At 49.0% G+C, this 19784-nt stretch carries 10 protein-coding genes and 2 rRNA genes; 2 read left to right on the top strand and 10 right to left on the bottom strand.

The window, feature by feature from the left end; genetic code table 11:
* Window positions 1-66 precede the first annotated feature (66 nt).
* From V6669_RS01390 to V6669_RS01350, 9 genes are all read right to left on the bottom strand, one after another.
* A 23S ribosomal RNA gene (locus tag V6669_RS01390) occupies window positions 67-2993 on the bottom strand.
* A gap of 308 nt (window positions 2994-3301) precedes the next feature.
* Window positions 3302-4854 (bottom strand): 16S ribosomal RNA (locus V6669_RS01385).
* The 16S and 23S rRNA genes sit together here, the layout of an rRNA operon.
* A 631-nt stretch (window positions 4855-5485) precedes the next feature.
* Window positions 5486-6031 (bottom strand): GNAT family N-acetyltransferase, encoded by a 546-nt coding sequence (locus tag V6669_RS01380; RefSeq protein WP_338590070.1) that lies wholly within the window; start codon window positions 6029-6031, stop codon window positions 5486-5488.
* A 52-nt stretch (window positions 6032-6083) separates the two neighbouring features.
* Complete coding sequence (locus V6669_RS01375; protein WP_338590068.1) at window positions 6084-7688, bottom strand: response regulator; 1605 nt, start codon at window positions 7686-7688, stop codon at window positions 6084-6086.
* Window positions 7685-9553: a histidine kinase gene (locus V6669_RS01370; RefSeq protein ID WP_338590066.1), complete on the bottom strand. Its 1869-nt coding sequence runs from the start codon at window positions 9551-9553 to the stop codon at window positions 7685-7687. The genes V6669_RS01375 and V6669_RS01370 overlap by 4 nt, the downstream gene beginning before the upstream one ends.
* A gap of 28 nt (window positions 9554-9581) precedes the next feature.
* Entirely contained in the window at window positions 9582-10430 is an 849-nt protein-coding gene (locus V6669_RS01365) for a carbohydrate ABC transporter permease (RefSeq protein WP_338590064.1), read from the bottom strand.
* Window positions 10427-11377, bottom strand: a complete 951-nt coding sequence (locus V6669_RS01360) for a sugar ABC transporter permease (protein ID WP_315939021.1) — start codon at window positions 11375-11377, stop codon at window positions 10427-10429. The genes V6669_RS01365 and V6669_RS01360 overlap by 4 nt, the downstream gene beginning before the upstream one ends.
* A 47-nt stretch (window positions 11378-11424) precedes the next feature.
* Entirely contained in the window at window positions 11425-12765 is a 1341-nt protein-coding gene (locus V6669_RS01355) for an ABC transporter substrate-binding protein (protein ID WP_338590059.1), read from the bottom strand.
* Window positions 12766-13108: 343 nt separating this feature from the next.
* On the bottom strand, window positions 13109-15352 hold the full coding sequence (locus tag V6669_RS01350; RefSeq protein WP_338594807.1) for a glycoside hydrolase family 88 protein: 2244 nt from the start codon (window positions 15350-15352) through the stop codon (window positions 13109-13111).
* 564 nt (window positions 15353-15916) lie between these two features.
* Here V6669_RS01350 and V6669_RS01345 point away from each other — a divergent pair.
* Entirely contained in the window at window positions 15917-16744 is an 828-nt protein-coding gene (locus V6669_RS01345; protein ID WP_249913659.1) for a methyl-accepting chemotaxis protein, read from the top strand.
* Window positions 16745-16906: 162 nt separating this feature from the next.
* Here V6669_RS01345 and V6669_RS01340 read toward each other — a convergent pair whose 3' ends face one another.
* The gene (locus tag V6669_RS01340; protein ID WP_133387229.1) at window positions 16907-17725 is read right to left on the bottom strand and encodes an endonuclease/exonuclease/phosphatase family protein; all 819 of its coding nucleotides are present in this window, start codon (window positions 17723-17725) and stop codon (window positions 16907-16909) included.
* A 280-nt stretch (window positions 17726-18005) separates the two neighbouring features.
* On the opposite strand from V6669_RS01340, the gene V6669_RS01335 reads away from it, so the two are divergent.
* Window positions 18006-19784: a hypothetical protein gene (locus V6669_RS01335; RefSeq protein ID WP_338590053.1), complete on the top strand. Its 1779-nt coding sequence runs from the start codon at window positions 18006-18008 to the stop codon at window positions 19782-19784.

The following is a 19784-nucleotide window of genomic DNA, read 5'->3' as shown; positions in this document are numbered from 1 at the left end:
TTACATTTCAGAGATCGTTCTCTGAAAACTAGATTCGAAACGAAACACGCGATTTAGAACTTGCTATTGGATAAGCCCTCGACCGATTAGTACTGGTCAGCTCCATGCATTGCTGCACTTCCACCCCCAGCCTATCTACCTCGTCGTCTTCAAGGGGTCTTACATACTGGGAAATCTCATCTTGAGGGGGGCTTCACGCTTAGATGCTTTCAGCGTTTATCCCGTCCGTACATAGCTACCCAGCGGTGCTCCTGGCGGAACAACTGGTACACCAGCGGTACGTCCATCCCGGTCCTCTCGTACTAAGGACAGCTCCTCTCAAATTTCCTACGCCCACGACAGATAGGGACCGAACTGTCTCACGACGTTCTGAACCCAGCTCGCGTACCGCTTTAATGGGCGAACAGCCCAACCCTTGGGACCTACTTCAGCCCCAGGATGCGATGAGCCGACATCGAGGTGCCAAACCTCCCCGTCGATGTGGACTCTTGGGGGAGATAAGCCTGTTATCCCCAGGGTAGCTTTTATCCGTTGAGCGATGGCCCTTCCATGCGGTACCACCGGATCACTAAGCCCGACTTTCGTCCCTGCTCGACTTGTAGGTCTCGCAGTCAAGCTCCCTTATGCCTTTGCACTCTTCGAATGATTTCCAACCATTCTGAGGGAACCTTTGGGCGCCTCCGTTACTCTTTAGGAGGCGACCGCCCCAGTCAAACTGCCCACCTGACACTGTCCCCGCACCGGATTACGGTACCAGGTTAGAACCTAGATACGATCAGGGTGGTATCCCAACGTTGCCTCCACACAAGCTGGCGCTCATGCTTCAAAGGCTCCCACCTATCCTGTACAGATCGTACCCAAATTCAATATCAAGCTGCAGTAAAGCTCCATGGGGTCTTTCCGTCTTGTCGCGGGTAACCTGCATCTTCACAGGTATTAAAATTTCACCGGATCTCTCGTTGAGACAGCGCCCAAGTCGTTACGCCATTCGTGCGGGTCAGAATTTACCTGACAAGGAATTTCGCTACCTTAGGACCGTTATAGTTACGGCCGCCGTTTACTGGGGCTTCGGTTCACAGCTTCGGATTGCTCCTAACCACTCCCCTTAACCTTCCAGCACCGGGCAGGCGTCAGCCCGTATACTTCGCCTTACGGCTTCGCACAGACCTGTGTTTTTGCTAAACAGTCGCTTGGGCCTTTTCACTGCGGCCCCCTCGTGCTATTCACACTACCGGGGCACCCCTTCTCCCGAAGTTACGGGGTCATTTTGCCGAGTTCCTTAACGAGAGTTCTTCCGCGCGCCTTAGAATACTCTTCTCGCCTACCTGTGTCGGTTTGCGGTACGGGCACCATCACCTGGCTAGAGGCTTTTCTTGGCAGTGTGAGATCATGACCTTCGCTACTACAATTTTCGCTCCCCATCACAGCTCAGCCTTAATGATGTGCGGATTTGCCTACACATCAGCCTCACTGCTTAGACGGACATCCATCAGTCCGCGTCACTACCCTACTGCGTCCCCCCATTGCTCATAACGGCTTACGGTGGTACAGGAATTTCGACCTGTTGTCCTTCGACTACGCCTTTCGGCCTCGCCTTAGGTCCCGACTTACCCTGAGCGGACGAGCCTTCCTCAGGAACCCTTAGGCTTTCGGCGGATCAGATTCTCACTGATCTTTTCGTTACTCATACCGGCATTCTCACTTGTATAATGTCCAGCGCTCCTTACGGTACACCTTCAACCCTTATACAACGCTCCCCTACCCCTGATGCAAAGCATCAAGCCATAGCTTCGGTGGTGTGTTTAGCCCCGTTACATTTTCGGCGCAGAGTCACTCGACCAGTGAGCTATTACGCACTCTTTCAATGGTGGCTGCTTCTAAGCCAACATCCTGGTTGTCTGTGCAACTCCACATCCTTTCCCACTTAACACACACTTGGGGACCTTAGCTGATGGTCTGGGCTGTTTCCCTTTTGACAATGGATCTTAGCACTCACTGTCTGACTCCCGGAAGTAAGTCTATGGCATTCGGAGTTTGACTGAGCTTGGTAACCCTTGCGGGCCCCGCACCCAATCAGTGCTCTACCTCCACGACTCTGTTTTCCGAGGCTAGCCCTAAAGCTATTTCGGGGAGAACCAGCTATCTCCGAGTTCGATTGGAATTTCTCCGCTACCCCCACCTCATCCCCGCATTTTTCAACATGCGTGGGTTCGGGCCTCCAGTGCGTGTTACCGCACCTTCACCCTGGACAGGGGTAGATCACCCGGTTTCGGGTCTACGTCCACGTACTATGTCGCCCTATTCAGACTCGCTTTCGCTGCGGCTCCGGCTCTTCACCTTAACCTTGCACGGGAACGTAACTCGCCGGTTCATTCTACAAAAGGCACGCCATCACCCCTAAAACGGGCTCTGACTTTTTGTAAGCACACGGTTTCAGGTTCTATTTCACTCCCCTTCCGGGGTGCTTTTCACCTTTCCCTCACGGTACTGCTTCACTATCGGTCGCTAGGAAGTATTTAGCCTTGGCAGATGGTCCTGCCGGATTCATACGGGGTTTCACGTGCCCCGCACTACTCGGGATCCGTCTCGGAGGGAACAGACTTTCAACTACAGGGCTTTTACCTTCTTTGGCGGGCCTTTCCAGACCTCTTCGCTTAACCGGTTCCTTTGTAACTCCATGTGAGACGTCCCACAACCCCAAAGAGCAAGCTCTCTGGTTTGGGCTTCTCCGCGTTCGCTCGCCGCTACTGACGGAATCACTATTGTTTTCTCTTCCTCAGGGTACTTAGATGTTTCAGTTCCCCTGGTATGCCTCTACATAACCTATGTATTCAGTTATGAGTAACTGGAAATTACCCCAGCTGGGTTTCCCCATTCGGACACCCCCGGATCAAAGCTTGCTTACAGCTCCCCGAGGCAGTTTCGTTGTTCGCCACGTCCTTCATCGGCTCCTAGCGCCTAGGCATCCTCCGTGTGCTCTTAGTAGCTTAACCTCGTGCTCCGGTTTCGACTGCTCGCTTCCCTTGTTTTGCTTGCGCAAAGCCAAAAGTCGCTCCCATTCGATACCATCGTACGTGCAATCTACCGTTTTTATTGAAACTTGTTTAACACAAGTTCAGCTAAAAAGGAATGTTCTAATTCGCGTTTGTTTCGTTTCGATATCTAGTTTTCAAAGAACAAGCTCCATGCAAAAGCAAGCTGTTTGAGAGTTTGAGCTCTCAAAACCGAACAACGAGTGAGTAGTTTGTGCAGCTAAGCTGCTTATTTGAATGTTTCCGTTGCAGGAAACGATTCTCCATAGAAAGGAGGTGATCCAGCCGCACCTTCCGATACGGCTACCTTGTTACGACTTCACCCCAATCATCTATCCCACCTTCGGCGGCTGGCTCCTTGCGGTTACCCCACCGACTTCGGGTGTTATAAACTCTCGTGGTGTGACGGGCGGTGTGTACAAGACCCGGGAACGTATTCACCGCGGCATGCTGATCCGCGATTACTAGCAATTCCGACTTCATGCAGGCGAGTTGCAGCCTGCAATCCGAACTGAGACCGGCTTTGTTGGGATTGGCTCCATCTCGCGATTTCGCAGCCCGTTGTACCGGCCATTGTAGTACGTGTGTAGCCCAGGTCATAAGGGGCATGATGATTTGACGTCATCCCCACCTTCCTCCGGTTTGTCACCGGCAGTCTATCTAGAGTGCCCACCCGAAGTGCTGGCAACTAAATATAAGGGTTGCGCTCGTTGCGGGACTTAACCCAACATCTCACGACACGAGCTGACGACAACCATGCACCACCTGTCTTGAATGTTCCGAAGAAAAGGTACATCTCTGCACCGGTCATTCAGATGTCAAGACCTGGTAAGGTTCTTCGCGTTGCTTCGAATTAAACCACATACTCCACTGCTTGTGCGGGTCCCCGTCAATTCCTTTGAGTTTCAGTCTTGCGACCGTACTCCCCAGGCGGAGTGCTTAATGTGTTAACTTCGGCACCAAGGGTATCGAAACCCCTAACACCTAGCACTCATCGTTTACGGCGTGGACTACCAGGGTATCTAATCCTGTTTGCTCCCCACGCTTTCGCGCCTCAGCGTCAGTTACAGCCCAGAGAGTCGCCTTCGCCACTGGTGTTCCTCCACATATCTACGCATTTCACCGCTACACGTGGAATTCCACTCTCCTCTTCTGCACTCAAGTCACCCAGTTTCCAGTGCGATCCGGGGTTGAGCCCCGGGATTAAACACCAGACTTAAATGACCGCCTGCGCGCGCTTTACGCCCAATAATTCCGGACAACGCTTGCCCCCTACGTATTACCGCGGCTGCTGGCACGTAGTTAGCCGGGGCTTTCTTCTCAGGTACCGTCACCTTGAGAGCAGTTACTCTCCCAAGCGTTCTTCCCTGGCAACAGAGCTTTACGATCCGAAAACCTTCATCACTCACGCGGCATTGCTCCGTCAGGCTTTCGCCCATTGCGGAAGATTCCCTACTGCTGCCTCCCGTAGGAGTCTGGGCCGTGTCTCAGTCCCAGTGTGGCCGATCACCCTCTCAGGTCGGCTACGCATCGTCGCCTTGGTGAGCCGTTACCCCACCAACTAGCTAATGCGCCGCAGGCCCATCCCCAAGTGACAGATTGCTCCGTCTTTCCAGTTTCCTTCAGGCGAAGAAAACAACTATTCGGTATTAGCTACCGTTTCCGGTAGTTGTCCCAAACTTGAGGGCAGGTTGCCTACGTGTTACTCACCCGTCCGCCGCTAACTATCCGAGAAGCAAGCTTCTCATCAAGTCCGCTCGACTTGCATGTATTAGGCATGCCGCCAGCGTTCGTCCTGAGCCAGGATCAAACTCTCCAATAAAGTATTGAAAAGAGCGATAAGCTCATTTTGAATCTGACGAGATTAAAAATCTCATTTGTGCTCCAGTCGATTCAAGCCAAGGCTTGTCTCAAACTTTCGCGTTCATTCTGCAAGCAGAATGTTTACTCACTCGTTGTTCAGTTTTCAAAGATCAAAATTGTTTTTGTTACCGAGCGTTGTTCTCCTCAGCAACTTTTATATCATAACACTTCCGATCCAACTTAGCAAGCTCTTTTTTTAAGTTTCTTTCGAAGCTTATTTGTTTTGCCTGCGGCACTTTGTTTCTCGTGTTTTTTTGGCCGGAAATAGAATATATCATATACACAATACAATTACTACTTGTAAAATATCCCATCAGCAAACTAACTATATATTTGATTCAATCTCTTCATAATCTCTTTTTCCAATGGCAATATCCTCTTACTATATCCTATATACACTCACCAGTCTAACCTGTCTCAATATAGGTTGTGAACAGACCCATTCAACATCATTACATTCGTTCAATAAAATAAGAAACATAATACCTCTACTCAATAATGCTGCTATCTGTTATGTGGATTTCGAATCTAATAACTGAACTCCATAAGCTGTGGGCTTATATAGATTGTGCTTTTCACTTTTTATACTATTAGTCTCTGAAGCTGCCCATCACTATCGTGTCATGATACTGTCCATCCGCGTGTCGCCGATCCTTTTTCAAAATACCTTCGATCTCGAAGCCACTCTTTTGGTGTAACTCGATTGCCTTTTCATTGGATGCCAGCACGTTCAACGTCATCTTCTCTACACCAGTCTGGTCTGCCCATTCTATCGACTTCTCCAACAAGTTCTTGCCAATTCCATGTCCCCAGAACTGTCTGGTTACACACACGCCGAACTCAACCTTATGGCAAAAGCGCTTCAACTCTCTGCCTTCACATCGGGAGCACCCCACAATCTCGCCCGCCACTACTGCAACAAGGAACAGATTCCGTGACTTCTCAGTGTCCGAATGGATGACCCGACTAAACTCTGCTGCGTCGATATACGCCTCGCCCTCTTCACGATCCATGTTCTCGGTTTCCCCGTCCATTTGTACACGAATTGAAGACAGGGCCTCAGCATCTTTTTCCTCTGCCGATCTAATTGAGTAAGATAAGCCTTTAATGTTATATTCCTGCTGATCGATAATCATAAGAACCATTCCGCCTCTTCCACTTTATTTAAAATACTGTACCTGTATCGCTCTACCCCACCTCAGACGGACTCTTGCCCGTAAGCATTTTGAACACCTGGCTGAAATACGTCGCATTACGGAACCCCGTCATCTCGCTCACCTCATATACCATGTAATGTCCCGACTGCAACAGTTCCAACGCTCTCTGAATCCGGTACCCGTTCAAATAACTCACGAAATTCTCACCGGTCACCCTTTTGAACAGTTGACTCAGATACTTCGGATGTACGAACAGCCCCTTGGCTATCGCTTCAAAACTAATCTCTTCGGCGTAATGAAGCTCTACATACTGTTTCACCTGCTCGATAAGTTTATTGCTTTTCTTCTCGCCCATCTCCTTGCGGATCTGTTCTAGCCAGTTGCAGATAATACGATCCATCCAGCTTACCAGATCATGCAACGCATATTTCGATTGAATTTCACGCAAAAAATCACTCATCGCCAGCGGCGGGGGTAACATCGGGTGAAGTCGGTTCCAGCTATGAATCAACGTGTCAAACAGACTGACGGCCACCACCTGTACATCCTGTATGCCAACACAGTTGCCTTCTTTCAGCAAAAGGCAAATATGATGCCATACCTCTTCCGCCATATCAGGTCTAATGTCCGCCCAAGCCTCATTCCATTGACGAAGCAATACTGAATAATCGGTCACACTTGGTTCTGTATCCTCAGACGCTTCATAGTGGTAGATACGACTTCCACCTTGAAACTCTGCCGTTTCCACCGCTTCCCTGCTCTCTAGATAAGAATCTATCACCTCACAGGGGTGACTCTTGGATCTCCCGATTCCAGCACTCACTTCAATTTTCAGATACGTAAAGATCTGATCGATCATCCGCTCCACAAGTGGCAGACATTCCTCCAGATGATCTTTATCTCCTAATAGAAGCAACACAAATACCTGATCCGAATAATCAACGATCTCTACCTGACCATTCATGCGCGCCGCTTGCTCCTTCACCGTCTCCTGAATAATATCAGCCGCCCCATAGCGGAGAAGCTGCCAATCCCGTTCTTTCATCCGTGTCAAAAATACGGGGCGATTCAGTTGCAGACTAATGGCGCGTGTCTGTGAGGACATATGAATGCCTATATAGTCCATGCGTTCTTTAGGCAGTTCGTCTGCCCGATATCGCGTAGTCAGCAGTTCGTGAAGGAATTGTTTGCGCAAATACGGAAGCACCCGTCCAACCTCCTGCTTGTACGTCCGCTCCAGCCGCTCATGCCGCTCCCGCACATCTTGTTCCAGTAGCACCTCCCGCAGCACAGACTCAATCTCCTCAACCTCCGCCGGCTTCAGCAAAAAGTGATTCACACCCCAGCGCATGGCTGCCCGGGCGTTCTCGAATTCATCATATCCACTAAGAATGATGATCGGCAGGTGGGGATGGTCACGTCGCAACGTCTGTGTGATCTCAAGCCCGGTCATCCCCGGTAGATAAACGTCAGTCATAACGACATCTGGATGCATGCTGTGAAACAGCTCCAGTGCATCCAAGCCATTGGAAGCAGTGCCTGCAATGCTGAGGCCCAGAGAAGGCCAATCGATATGATCTGTTAATGCCTTTACAATATGAGGATCGTCATCAACAAGCATAATGGTCTTCATCATTTTTCACCGTCCAGCCATAGATTTAATTGCTCGTCGGTCTCAATACGCGGCAGCGTAATGGTCACTTCCACGCCACCTGTCTCTCTATCGCTCAGTTGAACGCCATACCTCTTCCCGCAATAAAGCTGAATGCGCTGATGTACATTCCGTACACCGATGCCACACGTCCCTTCGAGTTTCCACCCCTCCGGCAAACCCCGCCCATTATCCGTGATACGAATGACGATATCCTCATGTGGGCCAACCTCTTCGTGCATATGCACCTGAATTCGAAGTGTGCCCTCTTCAGGATGCCCGTGCATAACGGCATTTTCGATAAAGGGCTGCAAAATGATCTTGGGAATGTAACAACCGCGAATACGCGGATCGATCTGCTCCTGATATTGAATGGAGAACGGTAGCCGCTCTGACTGTATGTTGACGTAGCAACGGGCATGCTCCAACTCATCTCGAACCCGTATAAACAATCTCCCTCCACTCAGTCCGATCCGTAACAGCTTACTGAGCTGCACAATCATACGACTGATATCCTTGGCTTCGTAATCGAGCGCGCGCCAGTGGATCATGTCGAGGGTGTTGTATAGAAAATGGGGTTTGATCTGGGCCTCAAGCAAGCCCGTCTGGGCTTCGCGCTTGGCTCGGCTCTCTTCCTTCACCTGTTCCATCAGCGTTGTGAGCTGTGAAGCCATGTGATTAAAGCCATAAGCCAAGTGGGCATATTCCTCCGTAAACGAAAGTTGCACCCGGGTATCAAAGTCTCCTTTCTCCAGTTGTCTCATTCGCTTGATCAATTGTCGCAGAGGACGGATGATCTGCCTTACAAACAGGTACGCAAGTACAGCCGAGCATAATAGTCCCAGCACGGCGATGCCGAGGATCTGCCAGCCCGCTTGTCTGAGCGGAGATAACAGTGTATATACCGGAATAGTCTGAACGAGGCGCCACTGAAGCATGGCTGGTCTGGAGTACAGCACCAATTGAGCACCTCCGGGTTGGCCGGAAACCACTTCGTATCCGTCTTCACCAGGTTGGACATGTTCCTGAATCCATGCGCTATCTATAATAGAAGAAGATGAACTTACAGCTTCACCCGTTTCCTGTACTGCACTCGCTTCATTTCTTCTATCCGCTCGTCCATTCTCACCTGCTGGATCAACTCTCCCCATCTGCATTACGACATTACCAGCCGTATCGACCAACAGCACTTTTCCATCAAGCACCATGGGTACATCAGCAAACCTGCGTACGATGTCCGCTCTGCTCAGTCGAATGAGCACATAGGCAACCGTTCCGCCCCGACTATCAAAAATTCGCTGAGCGTATCCGACCAGGGATTGGCCCGATTCGTTCTCACGCAACGGAACCCAAGCTGCATCAGCCTTTTCCAGCGCAGCAAACCAAGAGTCGTGCGTGATGGTGTCCACCGGAAATATGCGATCAGCCATAGTGACTGTCACTTCATTAAAGACATCCGTATACAATTCAATGGAGGTGATGCCTTCACTCACAACCATGGTATGATCCAGGATTCGAGAGACCTCTCTCCGCTGGTGAATCTGTGCAAGCCTGCCCGTATCGGCCTTTTCGAGCAGATTGGACAGTTCCCGATTGCTTGCTAAACCGTATGCGGTTCCTGTTACCCCTGTGATGAAATCAAATCCCCGACGTGTACTTTCGTTCAGAAGAGCCAGACGTGCTTTGCTAATCTCGGCAAATGTGACCGCAGAGAAAGACTGATATGCCAGCCAGACAACAACCGAGACGAGCAACAGGTTAAACGCAATAAAGCAAGTCACCATCAACGTGGAGAGCTTGCTTTGTTGCAGCTTTTGATTAATGAATGAAGACCATCTTCCTTTCCCCATGGAAAAATCAACTCGTTTCGTCTTGGAATTACCCTTTGAGCCCAGAGGTCGCGATTCCTTCCACGAAGTACTTTTGACACACGATAAACACAATGAAACATGGCACCAACGACAACACCGACATGGCAAACATCGGACCCCAATCGGATTGAGAACTGGAATCAAGGAACAGACGCAGACCCAGCGGTACGGTGTATTTGCTCACATCACTCAAGTAGATCAACTGACTGAAGAAGTCGTCCCATGTCCACAAGAACGTAAAGATCATCGTGGTAACCAGCGCTGGAAAAGCAAGTGGAATGATGATTTTGGTGTATATTTTCACAGGACCGCATCCATCAATAGTTGCCGCTTCATCCAGCTCTTTGGGCAATCCCCGGAAGAACTGTACCATGAGGAAAATGAAGAAGGCGTCGGTCGCCAACCATTTTGGCACGACAAGCGGCAGATACGTATTCACCCACTCCAGATGGTTGAAAAGGACATACTGCGGGATCAGCGTCACATGATGGGGCAGCATGATTGTCATGAGCATCAGGCCGAAGCAGATGGCTTTGAAACGAAAATTCAATCGGGCGAAGGCATATGCCGCCATAGAGCAGGAGATGACATTGCCCAGCACGGCACCAAGCGACAGGATGACAGAGTTGGTCAGGAAGCGGGAGAACGGATTGCCCTGAATACCCGACCAGCCATTCATATAATTTTGCCAATTCCATTCCTGTGGCCAAAACCAGGTTTCCGTAAAGATCATATGTCCCGGTTTAAATGAACTACCCAGCATCCAGAGGATCGGGTAGAGCATGACAAAGGCGATGCCTGAGATTAACACATGTTTGCTGACGACCCATGCTGTAGAGTTCCGTTGTCCAATCATGATTTCCCACCATCCTCATAGTGCACCCACAGCTTGCTGCTGCGGAATACGAGCAATGTAAATACGCCAATCAGGATGACCAGCACCCAGGCCATCGCAGAAGCATAACCCATCTGAAAGAATGAGAATCCTTTTTTGTACAGATACAGAGAGTACATTAAGGTTGAGTTCACTGGTCCTCCGCTACCATTACTGATAACAAAAGCCTGTGTGAACGATTGAAAGGACGTAATCAGCTGCATGACAAGATTGAAGAAGATAACGGGTGACAGAATCGGCAACGTTATATAGAAGAATCTCCGCAGAGGACCTGCACCATCTACCGCTGAGGCTTCATCATACTCGGGTGGAATCTGCTTCAGGCCTGCCAGGAAAATAATCATCGACGATCCGAACTGCCACACGGATAACAGCACGATGGAGTACAGCGCATATTTCGGATTCGCTACCCAATCGGGCGCTTTAATGCCTACCATGGCAAGAACACTATTGAGTAGCCCGTCCCCACCCAGCATTTTACGCCACAACATCGCAATCGCCACGCTACCTCCAAGCAATGTCGGGATGTAATACACTGTCCGATAAATACCTAATCCTCGAATCCCTTTGTTGAGCAACATCGCTACAAGCAGCGCGAAAATCAATTTGACCGGTACGGATACAGCGACATACGTGAATGTGACTTTGAGCGACTGGGTAAACAGTTTATCGGATGTAAACATCGTCGTGTAGTTATCCAGACCGACCCAGGAAGGGGCGGCCAGGATACTGTAATCGGTGAACGAAATGTACAAGGATACCAACATGGGACCAAGGGTTAGAAATAACAATCCGACAAGCCATGGGGCGAGGAACAGAAGCGCGGCTCCATTATGCGCATATCTCCGTTTGACCCGCCGGGTAGCTACACGCTCGATTCGGGCTTGACTGACTTGTGATGTGTTCATCTTCGCAACCTCCCCGCAGAATTAGAAGTCTGAGACCGTTCCAACCGTTATTGACTTGATCCAAGCGTAGCCTTGGCTCCTTCAATAAACTGGGCAATGACATCTGGAGTATTGCCTTGACCGAAAGCGATCTGCTCGCTTGCGCTCTTGAAACTTGTGTCCACTTCAGCAAATCCTTGCGGGTATGGTGGATCAATCGCACTGGAGTGCTTCGATACGGTATCGATAAATTGGAAAATGACTTGCTCCGCTTCCGGCAGCGTTGGCTGCATCTGCTCACGAATGCTGGAGTTAACCGGCACACCACGTTCAGAACCAAGGATAGCGGTTGCTTCCGGATCATTGACCATAAAATCAATGAACATGGCAACTTCCTTCGGATGTTTGGTTTTGCCATAACCGGAGAGGAACTGGCCTGGTTTCAGGTATTCGCCAATTTGCTTCTCGTTAACACCATGCGGGAGTACTTGGATGCCAAGCTTATGGTCCTGGTTTTTGTTCACCTGCTGGAATGTCAGCAATTGATTGGACCAGGCAAAATCCATGGCAGCTGTACCTAGAGAAATCGGGCGTGTCTCCAGCGCATTGGTTGTGGATGCCGTTATCTCCGCTGTGGTCACTCCACCATTCTCGCGTAGTGCGCCCCACATATCGAACCATTGCTGAAGCTCCTCGCTGGTAGCGGTCATTGTGCCACCGTCGAACAATCCTTTCCCGGATTGGCGGATAAACACTTCAAACATGTTTGTTGTACCGGAAATGTCTGCAGATCCATAGAACCCCTCACCTTTGGCTGCGGCAATCTTGGTTGCAATATCCCCAAAATCCTTCCATGTCCAGCTCTCTTGCGGTTCTTCAATACCTAATTCCTGAAATACCGTGGCGTCATATATGACACCTGGTGCGTTTACTCCGAGGGTAATCGCATATAATTTATCGTCAATTGATCCGGCTGTAATCATGCTCTGATCATGGTCCTCTGTCCGCAGCTCTTTGCTCTCTGCAAACGGGGTTAAGTCAAGCAAAGCACCACGCCGGGCAAAGTCAGTCAAAAAGGCGTAATCCATCTGGATGATGTCCGGTGCATTCGAACCAGCTACCTGTGTGGTCAACTTGTCAAAGTAACCATCCCAACCGGAATATTCAGGCTTGATGGTGATTCCCGGATGTTTCTCTTCAAATAATTGAATGACTTTGGTCGTCAGATCATGTCTGGTCTGTGATCCCCACCAGGTCATACGCAGTTCAATCTTGCCTGAAGAGTCTCCTTCACTTTCACTTGCTTCACCAGAAGAAGATGGTGTATCGGCGGCCCCTCCCGAACAGGCTGTAGCGAACAATAACAGGGACAGGCAGAACAGGGTTACCCACTTTTTAGTGATCATCATAAATGAATTTCCTCCCCTTCTTGCATTTATGGAATCGCTTACAAAATCTATTGTATCGGTCCATTGCTGCACATGACATAAACAAAAGTAAGCTTTCCTGTCAAAAAAGTAAGGAGTTGAAGGAATCAAAAACCACCGGGAATACCATTCCCGGCGGTGATGTTCCCGTCTCAGATATGATTACGGGTATACAACCGTACTACGTGGAGCAGAAGACAACTTGTTGTATAGGAACGATAGTATGAAAATCAGACCTCGTATCTCCTTTACATCAATCAGACTCATTGCGTGGCGATGAGCTGTTAACACCCACCCCCGTTGTATTCCGTATAGATATGGTCTGTCAGGAGTGTGAGACGGCAGGTGAAGACACCCTGTGCTCAGCCAGATGTTCCTTCATTTTGGCTACCTCAGTTCCAGCCAGCATCATAATGCCTATTCCGTGATTGTCATTGGTGACGGTACGCAAGTCCTGATCATAATACTCTGCCGTAAACGCATATCGTGATCCGCTACACACGCCATGGACATTCCCTTGACGGTCAATTGCTTTGCAGATGAGTCCTTTCCAAGCCCGCTCGGCAGCTGTGACGTAAACTTCAGGGTCTTTGAACCAGCCAAAGCGTACACCTCTCGCAAAACCATAGGCAAACATTGCCGTGCAGGAGGCTTCTTCATACGTCTGCGGAACATTTAACACCTGATGCCACAACCCACTTTCCCCTTGAAGCGCTGCGTACCCTTCACACAGCTCATTGAAGAAATCTATTAAGGCTGGGCGCTCAGGATGCTCTGCTGGCAAAGCTTCCAATACCTCTGTCAAGGAAAACAGTGTCCAGCCATTTCCCCGTCCCCATGGAATCTGCGTTGCCTGTCCGTATTTGAAATCATACACATGGGACATGATCTTGAACTCAGGCATAAACAGATACTTCCGATACAATGAAAATTGTCTGGCGGCTTCATCCAATGCGGCTGAGTTGCCTGTCACCCGTGCATAACGAACGAGAAACGGCGTGCTCATATAGAGGTCATCTGCCCACATGGTATTCTCGGCATACTCCCCTACACATGTGCGATAAAATGCACCATCCTCCTGCCGTTCCAGGCGGGAAAGCATGAAATCTGCAATCCGTTCAGCAATCGGAAGAAACGTTGGTTCATGACACTCTGAATACGCTTCTAGCATGGCCGAACCAAAAGAACCACAGTTATCCAGCATTTTCAGCATGACCAATTGTTGATTGACTGCCGGGAAACCATACTGCTCCCGATCCCATAAGGAGTATTCATACATCTGGGTACAGGCCTGCACATGCTCAGCCGCATAACGTGTAATGTCCGGTCTTTGCAAATAACGCCCCGTCCGTAATAGACCATATACAGTGACACCCAATGGATAATCCCAGCGACCATAATTGGTCACACTGCCCACTGTCCATTTGTTGCTTAACATCGCGTTCTCATAATAAGGTCTGATCCAAGCATCCGGTCGATCTAAGCGCCAATATGTCTGTCCTTGCCCCGTTTGATACACTCGGTCCGTTCGAGTCAGATCCTGCAAATCCGGTTCAACCTCCGACTCAAAAGGGCCGACATATAACCAAGACTCTCCGGAAGCACCGTGCACACGCTGAGGAAGTTCCAGTGAAAGTGGCTTACCCGAAACGGTTGCGTTCAAATTAAAATGCCAAGGTCCCTCGGTAGCGTTGCATTCACTTCGGACAAGCAGATCACTCCGTCCAAAAGAGGCTGGTACATCCACCTCGAACGGACCCGCCTCTTTCATTTGCGCCACAGGCTTGCCGCTAATCCATATACTTAGAGAACCGGAGGATTGACCTGACAATCGTACCTGACTTCCGGTTGAATCGTTATTGTTCAGATGAGTCCAAGCATACACATGCCGCCCAGGAAGATTCCCGTATATTCGTTCGAGAGCTGGCTTGGTTTTATCTTTATCAGACCAGCCTGTCTCAGGCAGCCACTTCAAACTGTAATCTGCTTCTGTTCCAAGCAGGTCTGGTTGCTTACTCGCGGTTCGGTTCGGTTGGGAGAATACCCAGCCCGCTTGTCCCTGTCTCTCCTGAAATGGAGCAAATACGTTCAGAATACGCACTTTACCTTCATCTGAACCAAACTGGCAGCCAAATCCGGCAGGGGTATTTTTCATTTCGAGCCATATGGTGTTCCAACCGGGTTTGATGTCGATGCTGAGCTTCACCGTTGCATCAGGACTAATCTCATCCATCACGGTAGAGCGATAGACCATCTGCTCATTAAAATAGAAACGAACAGGTCCATAACAGCGGACCAGTACATCCAGGTTTCGGTCCTCGTCCCCCCAAACCAGAGCAGCTGCGTAGGATATATGGTCTTTAGGTGCATCAGGAAAGCGTTTACCTAAATTCAGATCATAAAGTCCTTTCTCATTTTGCAAAATACCAGACTTCTGGAATACCCGATATACAAAATCTGCCTGCGCATTGGCCCCAATATATCTCTCGGCCAGCACCTTCAGCACCTGATCCTGATCTTCTCCAAATCGGTAATACATGCTCTGTGGTTCACTGAAATAGGTCGTCATCGATGGCACACATCCTTCTCCCGTTGAAATAAAATCTTATCCGAAATAAAACGTTCGCCTGGGCAAGCCAGATCCGTATTCTGCTATAACAGCTTCAGGAGATATAGCGCTTAACCTTCGTAAGAAACTCCCTTGTCCTGAACGTTAATACCTTCTAGTTTACTCAGACACCAATTAATAATCCCAGTATAACTGACATGTTCTGTGGTGGCTACAGATTTTTGATTACGCTTACAAAAAATCAGGAAATTCGGTTTTTCCTTCGCCAATTACACCTTCATTGAGACATTAATTCAAAAAAACGGAAAATGTTACCGATATAGAGACTATATAAGTTGAACTAATCATTTACACCGAAACGTAGAGGACAGAAAAAACCTGAAAAAGCGAAGCGTTCGCCTTTATCACCGGATTTTTCCCTTGAGAAAAGGGAATCAAAAAATCTGGAGATAACAGCGATTGGAAGGTTATTCTGTCATCGGAGTGTACGTGTGAATATATCTTTAGTTCAACTTATATAGATTGGAAAATTCCACTTTTTGTAACGGGAAGGAAAGATGCACATTGAATACTCTTGAATCTCTGGTAAATGCTATGCCTTTTGTTAGCCAAATGTTCCGTGACGACATATCCATATCCATTAATGATCATGAGAAAGTATTGTATTTTTCCGAAGCAAAAAGTCTGGAGATTGGTGTGAAGGTTGGGGATGAGCTGCATGACGATTATAAAAATTTCAAAATGCTCACCAACAAGGATACACGTACCGTGGCACGTATGCCTGGTGATCTGCAAGGCAGACCCTTCGACGCCATCCTTATTCCCATTAAGGAAAACGATCAGGTCGTGGGTATATTGGGTGTGAACTACGCACTGGATAGTCACATGACACTGGAAACGCTGATACGTGAAAATGAAACTACCATTAATGCGCTCGTCGGCGGCATTCAGCAGATTGCAGCACATTCCGAAGAACTCTCTGCAACCTCGGAAGAGATTCTACGCAACTCCAAAAAAGCTTCAGAGAACTCCGTCAGTGTGTCTAAAGTAACAAACGTCATTCGTGAAGTATCGGAACAAACCAATCTGCTTGGACTCAACGCCATGATCGAGGCAGCTCGTGTGGGCGATCAGGGAGCCGGCTTCGGTGTAGTTGCCAGTGAAGTACGCAAGCTGTCGGATCACACGAAACAAGCAGCAGCTGATATCGAAACATCCCTCGGTAGTGTACAAGATTCCATGAAACATATGGAGCAGGAGATCGGTCAGATTACAACTGCAACAGTGGATCAGGCCAAACTTGTTACCGAGTTCATGGAAAGTATCGAACAGCTTAGTGAGACAAGCGCGAATCTGAAAAAGTTTGTACATCAGATGCTGGCGCTCGAATAATAATACAGTTCCACAACAGAAAGAACAAACGATATGAAATGTACATAGAAAATGATTTAGAATGCGAAAAGCCTCCGGCGACTTCCCTTTGCAGGAAGTCAGCGGAGGCTTTGTTTCGTATTTGCGGTGATATCACCTTTATGGTTTATGGTCAAATGGCTGTTATATCTCTACAGCTACGCCAAAATGGTCAGATACGACCGGTCCGTTTTTACCGTTCAAGACCACGGTAGAAGATTTAGCCTGAATCGGACGATTGGAGAAAATATAGTCGATCCGCAGATCGCGTTTGTTATCTGCCCAGCCGGCAATGGCCTTCACCACGGTTGCTCCTTCATCCTTTTGCAATGCTGTGGTGTACAGGTCATTCCATCCTTTGCTCATCATATAATCGTAACCTTCATCACGCACTTCCGCGACATTATTAAAATCACCCATTATATATAACGGCTGATCCATGTAGGGGGCAAGCTTGCTCTCCGTCAACTCCCACTGTCCCTTGAAAGGTTCCTGCGCATCATCCCACCAGTTATAATGTCCGTTCACAAACCAGGTTGCTTCACCTTGGACGACCGTCTGGATTCCCACAATCTTGCGTGTACGGTAATTGTTATAATCCCGCATGTGGGACACGTATTCCCCAAAAGCCTGTGTAATCGGCGTCCGGCTAAGGATCGCCAGTCCTTCATCGTATTTTTGGAACCCGACATGCGCGGGAATCCACGTCCAGTGATATTGCTCTGTCAGCTGCTGAAGCAGAACGTAGGCATAGTTGTCTTTTTTAATCACAGCATCGGATTCAGTAGCATAATACATCTTCAGTTCTTCTTCAGAAAGCGCCGCTTCCTGCATGGATTGGTTGACCTCCTGCATGGAGATCACATCAAATTGATGTGTATTAATAAAATCAGCCAGTTGACTGATCTTGTTCAGTTGATCCTCTTCCGCCCAAGCGTGTGTGTTTAACGTAAGTATTTTCATATGCTCTCTCCTGTTGTGTGTAATATGGCCGTTTCCCCGGCCTGCATCGTTCCTGATAGGAATACATACCATAAGCATACACAATATGGTGCATTCTTGCATGTCGGCCGCCAGCAGAACCGACGTGTTCATCCTGATTCCAGTTGGTCTAAAATAACTTCAAATTCTTCATAACCCATGCACGGATTGGCTCATAACTGATATGATGGATACAACAAATTTACAACATCACGTCATAGACGTGGTGACTACTGAACCTATGTTTACCCCAGGAGATGGAATGATGAACATACCGAATAACATGAGGATGGATGATGCGCAGTGGCAACAGTTGATCAGGCAGGTTGCAGAGCATTTTAATAACCTGACGATCATGCGCGGATTCCAATATTATAAACAGAAACGTGTCGGACCATTAACCTATTCCGAACAACAAGGGATCTCGGCGGTTGTACAAGGATCGGAAGAATATGAGGTCACCCTGAGCATACAATCCCTGTCTACAAGTCATTGTACCTGCCCGGTGAGTTCCGTATGCAAACATATGACGGCTGTCTTGATGAGTTATGCCGAGCATCTGGAGCGACCTGTACATGCGATTGTGAATGCGCACTCCAGTACTGCGCTCAAACAAACGACCAAACCTGTCGGGGCCATGTCCGCAGGACTATCCAGCTACGCAGATGCCGATGAACAGCAGGATATGGACATTCCGGACAACCAATACAGCCAGATCAAGGAGCGTGCAATAGAGCTTGCCGATCTCGAAATCTCGGAATGGCACGAACTATTCCACTCCTGTCTGAGACGGCTGGGTACCGGCACAGCCAGCACATCCTACGTGCAGGAAGCAACGGACGAGTTATATGCGATTAAGCCAAGGCTGACCGCTGCGATGGACCAACTTTTTGAACTACATGTGCAGCTGCACCTCATCCGATTCTGCGTGCCGCCAGCTCGTAACTCAATCACGCATACCCCCGTGTACTTGAGCTACCCTGCTCAGCTCGCGGTGGATGCACTTCTGAAAGACATTGAACGGATCTTTAACCACCCGCTCGATCTGTCCGGTCTAAAGGGAAACAAGCTTGAACAACTATGGAATAGATTGTCCGAAACCTCAGCTTATTTACGCAAACAGATGATGCCTGAGACAGCCAGCATGATGTTCTTCACTCCGATCTATCGACAGCTGTGGTTGAACTGGATCGTACCTGAGCTTCAAGGGTCGCGGGACATGTTAACGTCGGAACAGGCCATCTTAAATGATATAGAGCGCAATATAACCGCCGCTTCAATACCCTCCCAGTCAGGTGAAAGTGTCTTGGGTAGCGCTCAGAGTAATGAAAGTAGTATTGATAGACCAAGCAAAGCGGTAACACTGCCCCTGCCGCTAGTACTCGCGCAAAGCTGGATGCATTTCCATCTGCGGCAGGATGATCAGGCGTGGCAACGACTCGTCCATGGAAGCTCAGCCTATGGCATCCCACCAGAACATCTGCTGCATTTTCTCCATGTACTCACAGATTTGGCTGAATGGAAGCGGCTTGGGGATTGGTTGGTACAACTTGGTCCCCTGCTGGCGAATCGGCGTAACACACCTTTGAATGATTACATGCATCTGTGGGACACGGCCATTCAGCATCTGCCAGATACAGAGAACCGCATGTGGGACACGCTTGTCAGTATGCTTCCCCACTCCCGCCCCGCCTACGAGGATGCCATGCATTCGCGTGGACAATGGCGCAGGTGGATTGATTTTCAGCTGAGTACGGGAACGGAACCTCTCGAATTCCGCGTAGCCATGCTGCAACCAATTGAAAAAGATGCACCTGAACTGCTGCTCCCCTTCTATCACCAGGCGGTGGAGCGTTATATCGGACACAAGAACAGGGATGGATACAAAGCGGCGGTGAAGCTGCTGAAACGTCTGTCCAAAATCTATAAAAAGTTGAAGCAAGAAGAGCACTGGGAGCAATTCATCACCACACTTGCCGTTCGTAACAGTCGGCTGCGCGCCCTGCAGGAAGAGCTTCGGAAAGGTAAACTGATCTCATGA

It is taken from the genome of Paenibacillus sp. Y5S-9 (assembly GCF_036894235.1).
Lineage (GTDB): Bacteria > Bacillota > Bacilli > Paenibacillales > Paenibacillaceae > Paenibacillus.
The sequence above is the reverse complement of the archived record's forward strand: the minus strand, read 5'-3'. Positions and strand labels throughout refer to the sequence as shown.